Source organism: Nonomuraea phyllanthi (assembly GCF_006334985.2).
In the GTDB taxonomy this organism is placed as follows: domain Bacteria; phylum Actinomycetota; class Actinomycetes; order Streptosporangiales; family Streptosporangiaceae; genus Nonomuraea; species Nonomuraea phyllanthi.
The window spans coordinates 268,334-278,069 of sequence record NZ_VDLX02000001.1 but is presented as its reverse complement, the minus strand read 5'-3'; the positions used below and the strand labels follow the sequence as shown (position 1 = coordinate 278,069).

The 9,736-nt window shown below is 71.5% G+C and carries 10 protein-coding genes; 4 read left to right on the top strand and 6 right to left on the bottom strand.

The window, feature by feature from the left end:
• Positions 1-74: 74 nt before the first annotated feature.
• Together FH608_RS01335 and FH608_RS01330 are read left to right on the top strand one after the other, a co-directional pair.
• Positions 75-833 (top strand): SDR family NAD(P)-dependent oxidoreductase, encoded by a 759-nt coding sequence (locus FH608_RS01335; RefSeq protein ID WP_139627878.1) that lies wholly within the window; start codon positions 75-77, stop codon positions 831-833.
• A 143-nt stretch (positions 834-976) separates the two neighbouring features.
• Positions 977-1,720 (top strand): alpha/beta fold hydrolase, encoded by a 744-nt coding sequence (locus FH608_RS01330; protein WP_264372868.1) that lies wholly within the window; start codon positions 977-979, stop codon positions 1,718-1,720.
• Positions 1,721-1,794: 74 nt separating this feature from the next.
• On the opposite strand, the gene FH608_RS01325 is transcribed toward FH608_RS01330, so the two are convergent.
• The 3 genes from FH608_RS01325 to mce all read right to left on the bottom strand — a co-directional run bounded on the left by FH608_RS01325 (position 1,795) and on the right by mce (position 5,157).
• Positions 1,795-3,087 (bottom strand): AI-2E family transporter, encoded by a 1,293-nt coding sequence (locus FH608_RS01325; protein WP_226898852.1) that lies wholly within the window; start codon positions 3,085-3,087, stop codon positions 1,795-1,797.
• Positions 3,088-3,256: 169 nt separating this feature from the next.
• A complete protein-coding gene (locus FH608_RS01320; RefSeq protein WP_139627874.1) occupies positions 3,257-4,540 on the bottom strand; it encodes a DivIVA domain-containing protein in 1,284 nt (427 codons plus the stop codon).
• Between the two features lie 182 nt (positions 4,541-4,722).
• On the bottom strand, positions 4,723-5,157 hold the full coding sequence (gene mce, locus FH608_RS01315) for a methylmalonyl-CoA epimerase (protein ID WP_139627872.1): 435 nt from the start codon (positions 5,155-5,157) through the stop codon (positions 4,723-4,725).
• An 84-nt stretch (positions 5,158-5,241) separates the two neighbouring features.
• On the opposite strand from mce, the gene FH608_RS01310 reads away from it, so the two are divergent.
• Both FH608_RS01310 and FH608_RS01305 read left to right on the top strand, forming a co-directional pair.
• A complete protein-coding gene (locus tag FH608_RS01310; RefSeq protein WP_139627870.1) occupies positions 5,242-6,429 on the top strand; it encodes an acetyl-CoA C-acetyltransferase in 1,188 nt (395 codons plus the stop codon).
• A 66-nt stretch (positions 6,430-6,495) separates the two neighbouring features.
• Positions 6,496-6,963 carry an AAA family ATPase gene (locus tag FH608_RS01305; protein WP_139627868.1) on the top strand — a complete coding sequence of 156 codons (468 nt, stop codon included), beginning with the start codon at positions 6,496-6,498 and terminating at the stop codon, positions 6,961-6,963.
• Between the two features lie 199 nt (positions 6,964-7,162).
• Here FH608_RS01305 and FH608_RS51190 read toward each other — a convergent pair whose 3' ends face one another.
• The 3 genes from FH608_RS51190 to FH608_RS01295 all read right to left on the bottom strand — a co-directional run bounded on the left by FH608_RS51190 (position 7,163) and on the right by FH608_RS01295 (position 9,593).
• Positions 7,163-7,315, bottom strand: coding sequence for a hypothetical protein (locus tag FH608_RS51190; protein ID WP_193318182.1), 153 nt, complete (start codon positions 7,313-7,315; stop codon positions 7,163-7,165).
• A gap of 159 nt (positions 7,316-7,474) precedes the next feature.
• Entirely contained in the window at positions 7,475-8,146 is a 672-nt protein-coding gene (locus FH608_RS01300; RefSeq protein WP_139627866.1) for a DUF4230 domain-containing protein, read from the bottom strand.
• Between the two features lie 67 nt (positions 8,147-8,213).
• On the bottom strand, positions 8,214-9,593 hold the full coding sequence (locus FH608_RS01295; protein ID WP_139627865.1) for a hypothetical protein: 1,380 nt from the start codon (positions 9,591-9,593) through the stop codon (positions 8,214-8,216).
• Positions 9,594-9,736: the final 143 nt, after the last annotated feature.

Genomic DNA, 9,736 nt, shown 5'->3' with positions numbered 1-9,736 from the left:
GGGCCCCGCGCCGGTGGCGTTCCTGGGCCGCCAGTCACTAGAATCTTGTTCGGTCATCATTTCGAGGAGGCAGCGTGGGCGCGTTCGATCTCAGCGGTATGCAGGCTCTGGTCACCGGGGCGTCGAAGGGGATCGGGCGGGCCATCGCGCTCGCGTACGCCGAGGCCGGGGCCGACGTGGCGCTCGTGTCGAGGTCCGCCGAGACCCTGGCCGGGGTGGGCAAGGAGATCGAGGCGCTGGGCCGGCGCGCGCTCGTCATCCCCGCCGACCTCACCGACCGCGACGCGGCCGCCGGGGCCGTGACGGCGGCGATCGAGGGGCTGGGCCACCTCGACATCGTGGTTAACAACGCGGGCGGCTCGAACTTCATGGTCGAGTTCAAGGACCTGCGGCTGTCGGGGTGGGACAAGCTGATGCGGCTCAACCTCGACTCCGCCATGACCGTCTGCCACACGGTCGCCCCCCACCTGCTGGAGCGGGGCTCCGGCACGGTCATCAACGTGGCCTCGGTCGCCGCCCTGGGCGCCCCCTTCCTCGCGCCGTACGCCGCCGCCAAGGCGGGCGTGGTGGCGCTGACCAAGACTCTGGCCGTGGAGTGGGCGCGGGCCGGGGTGCGGGTCAACGCCCTGTGCCCCGGCTGGACGGCCACCGACCTCAACCGCAACCTCTGGGAGGACGAGACCTCCGGCCCGGCCACGGTCTCCGGCGTGCCCATGCGGCGCTGGGGAACGCCGGAGGAGATGGCCCAGCCGGCCGTGTTCCTGGCGAGCCCGGCCGCGGCGTACATCACGGGGCAGGTGCTGTTCGTGGACGGCGGCGCCACGGCCATCTAGCGCCGCTGTAAAGGTTTTCGCCGCAGCGGATCGGCCCTTTCGGCGATATAGGCATCCGACATTGAGTGCTTGCCGCCCCGAACCGGGTTACGGTGTGGTCCGTGCAGCTCTACACGAGATCGTCCGGGACCGGGCTCCCGGTTGTGCTGCTTCACGCGTTCCCGCTGTCGTCGGCCATGTGGCTCGCCCAGCGCGAGGGTCTGGCCCCGACCTGCCGGGTCATCACGCCCGACCTGCGCGGCTTCGGCGGGTCGCGGCTGGGCGACGACGAGCCGTCCGTCGACCTGATGGCCGACGACGTGGCCGCCCTGCTCGACGACGAGGGCATCGACAGGGCGGTGGTCGGCGGGCTGTCCATGGGCGGCTACGTCACCATGGCGTTCTGCCGCCGGCACCCCGACCGGGTGCTCGGCGTGATCCTGGCCGACACCAAGGCCGGCGCCGACCCGCCCGCGGCGCGGGACAACCGCGAGCGCATCGCCAGGGCCGTGCTGTCCGACGGCAGCGGGGTGCTGGTCAGCGACGTGCTGCCCGGCCTCATCGGGCCGACCACGAAGGAGCGGCGGGCCATGGTGTTCGGGCGGGTCAAGGGGCTGGTGCAGTCCGCGCCGCCGGGCGCCGTCGCCTGGGCGCAGCGGGCCATGGCGGCCCGGCCCGACTCGTTCGACACGCTGAGCGGGCTGAAGGTGCCGCTGCTGGTCGTCGTGGGGGAGGAGGACGAGCTGTCGCCGCCCGCCGACGCCGAGGCGATGGCGAGGTCCGTGCCCGACGGGCGGCTGGAGATCATCCCGAAGGCCGGGCATCTGAGCGCGGTCGAGCAGCCGGAGGCGTTCAACGCGGCGGTGACCGAGTTCCTCAGGACCGAGCTCGGCGGCTCCCACCGCTGACCACCTGGCCCCGTGATCACCTGACTGTCGTGACCGCCTGGCGGGCCTGACCGCCCGGCTGACGTCGTCGCCGGTCAGGCGTGTTCCTGGCGGGGCACGAGCACCTCGCGGATGATCAGCGCGATCGCGGCGGCCACCGGGATGGCCAGCAGGGCGCCGACGATGCCCAGCAGCGCACCGCCGAAGAGCGCGGCGATCACCGTGACGGCGGGCGTCACGTCCACCGAGCGCTTCATCACCCGCGGGTAGACGAAGTAGTTCTCGACCTGCTGGTAGACGACGAAGAAGATCGCGCACGCGATCCCGGCGGGCAACGACTGCAGCAGCGCGACACCGGTCACGAGCACTGCGCCGATCGTGGCGCCCACCAGCGGGATGAGGTCCGTCAGCGCCACGACCAGGGCGAGCGCGAGCGCGTACTGGACGCCGGCGATGGACAGGAAGATCCACGTCAGGACGCCCGCGATGACCGAGATGAGCACGTTGCCCGCCACGTACCCGCCGATGCCGGTGAGGATCTCCTCGGAGATCGCCCGCGTGCGCGCCCTGCGCGACGACGGGACCAGCCTGAGCAGGTAGTCCTTGATCGTGTGCAGCGAGCCCAGGAAGTAGAGCATGAGCACCAGGAGCGTCACCGTGGTGTAGACGCCGTTCAGCACCACCAGGCCCGCGCCCATGATCCCGCTGGCCAGCGACGGCCCGAGCGTGGTCGTCACGAACGTCTTGAGCTGCGCGAGGATCTGGTAGTCGGCGTCGAGCTGGTGCAGCGTCGGGTTCTTGCCCAGCTCGGTGACGTAGTCGGGCACCGCCGCCACGAACTCCGACAGCTGCTGGCTCACCGGCGGCACGATGGCCAGGCCGAACAGCGCGAACGCCACGATCACCCCGGCGAACACGATCGAGATCGCGCCCCGCCTGGCCAGGCCGCGCCGCTGGAGCGCCTCGACGGCCGGGTTCAGGCCGACGGCCAGGAACATCGCCACGACGATCAGGATGATCGTGCTCAGGGACGCGACGACCATCTGGGCGATCGCGATCGCCGTCAGCACGCCGAGCCCGCCGACCAGGCCGAACAGGAACGGCCCGCGCGCCAGCGGCTTGCCCGGCAGCCCGTACGGCTGTGCCGCGTCGTCGCGGTCCTGCCCCGAGCCCCCCGCTTCCGCCGGAGGACTCGCGCCGACGGCGACCCCGGGGGCAGCGGGACCGGCATCCGGGGGACCGGCTTCGAGGGCATCGCCGGCGGCCCCAATGGTGGCCGGCCCGGTTGTGGTCGTCCCAGGGACGGCCGACCCGGTGGTGGCCGGCTCGGGGGTGGTCGGCTCGGGGGTGGTCGGCGCAGCCGTGGTGGGCTCGGCATCCGCGGACAAGGCGACTCCCGGGGAAGTTGGGGGCAAACCCGAAGAAACTCGTACGAGCTTGGACCAGCACCTCGTACGAGCTGATAACAGAAAGAGAGCCTAGCGACCATCAGATCGCCAGGCTCTCTCCAACCTGATCTTCAGCCCCCGTGTGCCGGCCCCGGCCGGTGAGCGGCGGCTACTCCTGCCACCACTCGGCGTCGTCCTCCGCCTTGGCCTCGACCTTGGCGGCGGGCGTCGTGACCGGCGCCTCGACGACGGGCGCGGCGAGCGCCGGCTTCGGCGGGGCCGCCGTGACCGCGGGCTCCGGCTCCATGCCCGGCAGCGCGGCGCCGCCGAGCAGCTGGCGCAGCTGGGCCAGGTGGCTGGTGATGCTGTCGCGCTGGCGGGTGAGCTCGTCGACCTGGCGCTGCATCGCCGTACGGGTGCGCTCCGCCTCGTTCTTGGCCTCGGTGACGATCGTCTCGGCGCTCGACTTGGCGTCGGCCACGATGGTCTCGGAGCTCTTGCGGGCGTTGGCGACCAGCTGCTTGGCGTGCAGATCGGCCTCGCGGCGGGTCTGCTCGGCCTGCTGGGTGGCCTTCGTGGCCCGCGACTCGGCGGTGGCGGCCCGCTGCTCGGCCTCGGCGACCAGCTTCTGCGTGGCGGCCTGCGCCGTGGCGTGGCGCTCGGCCTCCTGGCGCTCGGCCTCCTCGCGGCGGGAGGCGAGCTGGATCTCGAACTCCGCCTCGTCCTGCGCCCGCTTGGCCTCGGACTCCTCCAGCACCCGCTGGGCCTGCGCGCGCATCTCGTCGGCCTGCCGCTTGGCGGTGGTGAGCACCTCGTCGCGCTCGCGCTTGGTCGAGGCCCGCAGCTGGGCGACCTCGCGCTCGGTGGTGGTGCGGAGCTTGGCGATCTCCCGCTCGGCGTCGGCCCGCTTCTCGGCCACCTCGTGGTCGGCCGTGGCCCGCAGCTTGGCGACCTCGCGCTCGGTGGTGTTGGTCAGCTCGTCGGCCTCGCGGCGGGCCGTGGAGCGGATCTCCTCGGCGTCCCGCTCGGCGGCGGTGCGCATCTCGTCGCTCTCGCGCGTGGCCTGGGCGCGCTTCTCGGCGGCCTCCGCCTCGGCGGCGGCGCGCAGGTCGGCGGCCTCCACCTTGGCCGCCGCCTTGATCTCGTTGGCCTCGGACCTGGCCGCCTGCACGAGCTCGGTGGCCTGCTCCTCGGCCAGGCGGAGCAGCTGCTCGATGCGGGCGCCGAGGCCGGAGTAGGTCGGGCGCTCCTGCTCCTGCAGCTGGCGCTGGGAGTCGGACAGATCGCGCTGCAGGCTCGTGACCTGCTCGCGGGCCTGGCGCAGCTCTCCGTCGAGCTGCTTCAGGTGGTCGTGGACCTGATGCCGGTCGTAACCACGGAGCACCACGTCGAACTCGCGTGCTGGGGCGTCCTCGAAGAAGTTGTTGAGCTGGGCGTCGATGTCGGACTGCATGGAGGCTCGATCCTGGGTTGTCGAGACGGCTACACGGGCCGGACGGGGGGTTCGGGGCATCCGATCCAGGAGCCTGTGCCTCTCGGCAGGCTCCATGTCCGGTGGAAGGTCAAGCGTACTCCGCTGGTGCCGCCTGCGAAGCCCCGTCCACCTTTCTGCGTGACTAGTTACATATGTACGATTTATGCGCTTTGTGAGGGCCGGGCCGCCTGGACCAACTCCGTCAACACTCCTCCAACATCCTTGGGGTGCAGGAACGCGATCTCCGAGCCCATGGACCCATGCCTGGGACGCTCGTCCAGCAGCCTCACACCCTTCTCGCCGATCTTAGTCATGGCCATGGCGATGTCGGGCACGCCAAATGCCACATGATGGAGGCCCTCGCCCCGCTTAGCCAGGAATTTTCCCACAGGAGAGTCGTCAGAGAGGGGCTCCAGCAGCTGAATGTAGGAGCCCCCACCTTCGCCGTCGGCGATGTGCAGCATCGCCTCCTTCACGCCCTGCTCCTCGTTCACCTCCCTGGCCACGACGTCGAGCTCGAACGTCTCCGAGAAGAACGCGATCTTCTCCTCGAGGTTCCTGCACGCGATACCGATGTGGTCGATCCTCATGAACATGTGTGGCCCACCTCCATAGCGAGCGTCCGCCTACTCGTGGGTATGGTGTCAAAGAACCGGAGGCGAACGTTGGAGGCCGTGGTCATGTCCAGTTCCGTCATCGTGGCCGGTGCTCGCACCCCCGTCGGCAAGCTTCTCGGCGCGCTGTCCGGGCTGACGGCCGTCGAGCTCGGCGGCATCGCCATCAAGGCGGCCCTGGAGCGCGCGGGAGTTGCGCCGGAGGCCGTCGAGTACGTGATCATGGGTCAGGTGCTCCAGGCCGGCGCGGGCCAGATCCCCTCCCGCCAGGCCGCCGTCAACGCGGGCATCCCGATGACCGTCCCGTCCCTCACCGTCAACAAGGTCTGCCTGTCGGGCCTCGACGCCATCGCGCTGGCCGACCAGCTCATCCGCGCGGGCGAGTTCGACATCGTGGTGGCCGGCGGCATGGAGTCCATGACCAACGCCCCGCACCTCCTGCCGGGCATGCGCAAGGGCGTCAAGTACGGCGGCGCGCAGGTCGTCGACTCGATGGCCCACGACGGCCTGTTCTGCGCGTTCGACCAGTGCGCGATGGGGGCGTCGACGGAGCGCCACAACACCCGGCTCGGCATCGGCCGCGAGGAGCAGGACGCCCTGTCGGCCCGCTCCCACCAGCTGGCCGCCGCCGCCGCCAAGAACGGCGTCTTCGACGACGAGATCGTCCCCGTGGAGATCCCGCAGCGCCGCGGCGAGCCGGTGGTCGTGCGCGAGGACGAGGGCGTACGCGGTGACACCACGCCCGAGACCCTGGCCAGGCTCCGCCCGGCGTTCGCCGCCGACGGGACCATCACGGCGGGCTCGTCCTCGCAGATCTCCGACGGGGCGTGCGCGGTCGTGGTCATGTCCAGGGCCAAGGCGGAGGAGCTGGGCGTGGAGTGGCTGGCGGAGATCGGGCGGCACGGCAACGTGGCGGGGCCCGACGCGTCCCTGCAGTCCCAGCCGGCCAACGCCATCAAGCAGGCGATGGCCAAGCAGGGCGTGACGGCCGGCGACCTCGACCTGGTGGAGATCAACGAGGCCTTCGCCAGCGTGGTGCTGCAGTCGGTCAAGGAGCTGGGCGTGCCGCTCGACAGGGTCAACGTCAACGGGGGCGGCATCGCCCTGGGCCACCCGATCGGGGCCTCGGGGGCGCGGATCGTGCTGACGCTGGCGTACGAGCTGCGGCGGCGGGGCGGCGGCCTGGGCGCCGCGGGCCTGTGCGGCGGTGGCGGCCAGGGCGACGCCCTCCTCATCACCGTCCCCAAGCGGTAGGACCGCGCGCGACCGCTTCCGCCGCGGCGAAGGTGCGGGCCACCGGACGACGGCTACGCTCGCCGTATGGCGAAGGTCCTGATCACCGGGATGTCGGGCACCGGGAAGTCGACCGCGCTGAAGGCCCTGGCCGCGCGCGGGCACCGGACCGTCGACACCGACACCGGCGAGTGGAACCACTGGGTCACGGCGCCCGACGGGTCACCGGACTGGGTGTGGCGCGAGGACGCGATGGCAGCGCTGCTCGAAGGCCACCGCGACGGCGCGCTGTTCGTGGCGGGCTGCAGGTCGAACCAGGGCCGCTTCTACCCGCGGTTCGACCACGTCGTGCTGCTGAGCGCGCCCGCCGCCGTCATGCTGGCCAGGATCGCGGCGCGCGTGGACAACCCGTACGGCAAGAGCCCCGAGGAGCGCGAGGCGGTCCTGCGCGACCTGGCGCAGGTCGAGCCGCTGCTGCGGGCGACGGCGACGCTGGAGATCGACGCTTCTGCGCCGCTCGACACGGTCGTGGCGCGGCTGGAGGCCCTGGCGTGACGCACTGGAGGCTCTGCGTGAGGCGCTGGAGGCCCTGGTGTGGGGTGCTGGATGCCCTGGCGTGACGCGACGCCCCGGGCCGACCAGGAATGGTCCGGGGCGTCGCGACGCCGGCGTCTGAACCCTTTGACGCCGCCCCCTCACGGGGGCTGTTCAGCCCGGCCGCGAGGGAGGATGCGGCCGGGCTGCTTGTGGCGGGTCATGAGGCGAGGAACCTGGCGAACACCGAGCGGTGCCGGCGCTCGGCCCGCCGGGTCCTGCCGGCCTCGAGCGCGCGCCGCTGTTCGGCGGCGGCCTGACGCAGCTCGGCGGCGTGGTACTGCATCACGGTGTAGTCGAATTCGGCGTTCATCACAGCCCCTTGTGCTCGTGTCTTCCCTGCACTCTCAAGACTCCGCCTAAGGCCCTCCCCGACACATCGGGCGGATGCCTTATCTCCGGGCATAAGGGCAGATAGGAAGGTCCTAAGGAGGGGGCGAGCGGGGACTAAGGGCGGGTCCTAAGGCGGCGACTAGGGCTCGTCCGTGTACTTCACCGTGATTTTGGTGAAGCCGAGCGACTTCAGCAGGCCCGACAGCATCGCCTTGGTGTTGGCGTCCGCCCGGGCGCGCAGGTCGCTCGCTACCGCCGCCTCCGTGATCTTCTTCTCCGCCAGCAGGTACAGCTCCCGCTGGTCGGACGGCGACCCCGACAGGAAGTCCTGCACCCGGTCGAACAGGCCGCGCTGCTGGGCGAAGACGTAGGAGCGGCTGTTGTCCAGGTTCGGCTTCTCCAGCTGGGCCCTGGGCAGGCGCACGGTCGCCTGGGTGCGGTCCTCGGAGACGGTGACCGCGTCCGTGGCCAGGCCCGAGAAGTCGACGTACGCGTCCACCCCGCCGGCCCCGACGAACAGCGTGCGGGTGCCCTTGATCGCGTCGGGCAGGAAGTTGGCGTCCTTCTCCAGGTCGACGACGACCTGGAAGTTGCCCGTCGCGGCCTCGAAGCGGCTCAGGTCCTTGATGGACTGCAGGAGCACCGGCTGGCTGCGGTCGATGGTCCGCTCGCCGAGCGGGTTGAGCCAGGTCCAGGCCAGCCGCCCGGCCACCACGAGCAGGACCGCGAGGACGAGGAGCCCCGCCACGTATCGCCACCTGCGCCGTCGCCCGGGAATCGCCTCGGGCGGCGTCGTACGGGAAGTCGTCATGGGAGCATGACTACCCGTCTGGCGATCATCAGTGCCAGCCCTTTGGTGACATCTCCGATTCCGGCCGTCAACCGGGCGCCGAGCCCGTGCGGACCGTGGTCACGATGGGGGAGGAGCTCGGGGTGCCGCCACCGGTGCTCGTGGTCTCGGGGTAGACCGGGTAGACGTGGCTGGTCTCCGGGGTCGGCAGCACCTGCGGCGCCACCTGCGCCCGCGCCGGGCCGCCGCCGAAGTGCGTGCTGGACAGCCGGCAGTTCTGGAAGTCGCTGTAGAACATCCGCAGCCACTCCCTGCGCTGGTGCTCGCTCAGCCACGAGAACCAGGACGCCGCGTACTGGTGCTCGGGCAGCGGACCACCGGGCAGCGGCTCGCCGCGCAGCCACGCCATCACGATCTCCCTGTAGCCGTCCGCCACCGTGCCCGGGCAGCGGGCGGCCAGGGATTCGATGTACTCGTACGCCGCCTCCTCCGCGAACCCCGCGGACAGGTCGGGCACGTGGATGGGCGCGAGGCCGTTGGCCGGCTTCAGCTCCTCGTCCAGCGGCCGCTGCTCCACCCGCGTGAACGCCGCCGGCGTGCCCGCCAGCCGCGAGGCGATCTGCGTGAACGTCGCCCCCAGCTCGGTCAGCCCCGCCCGCATCCCGGGATGCACGCACACCGTGATCGGCCAGTCCTGGCAGCTGTACGCGATCTCCACGGCCGCCGCCGGCTTGGGGTGGGCCAGCACGCGCGACACGCCCATCCCGGCGGCCAGCACCGACAGCAGCGCGCACGCCAGCACCAGCGCCTGCCTGGTCACGAGCGCCGCCCAGCCGAGCAGCAGCGCCGCCGTGATGCCGAGCAGCCAGATCGTCTGGTCGAAGAACGGCGCCCCGCTCAACCCCTGGAACAGGTCGTACGGCTCGCCGGTGCCGGGCGCCAGCTTGTCGGCCCAGCCGCGGTCGTCGGCCAGCCACGAGAACGCCCCGTAGCAGGCGAGCCCGGCCAGCGGCGGCGTGTACGCCTTGGGCACCACCCAGCCGGCCACCCACCCGATCACCGAATAGAGCGCCAGCCCCGCCATGCCCATGCCGAGACCGGACAGGCTCAGCCGGCCCGCCTGGTCGGTGAGCACCGTCTTGACCGCCAGCACCAGGACCGTCGCCGCGAACGAGCCCAGCACCACCACCACGATCGCCAGCGGCGCCTTGAGCGCCCGCCACGTCGTCAGCGCGCGCCCGCGCAGCGCCCTGCGCTTGCGCAGCGCCACCCAGGCGGCGAACGCCGCCGCCACGGGCCCGGTCATCCGCAGCGAGCCGATGACCGCGGCCACGATGTTCTCCCAGGCGTCCACTCCTGGTATCAGGACGTTCCACGCGGCGACCAGGCCGAGAGCCAGGAGCACGGCGACCGTGACGGCCGCGCTGTGCTTCAGCTCCTCCCGTGAAACGCCCGCGTGCTCACGCACCCTTTTCCCCGTTGACCTTCATCAAGCACCCCCCGTGCCCCTCGGCGAGACGGGCGGGCAAGCCCGGCCTGTCCCCACAGGCCGATGGACTTGGCGTCCGCGTCACCATACGTACGAGAACCATAACTGAGCGTGATGATTGA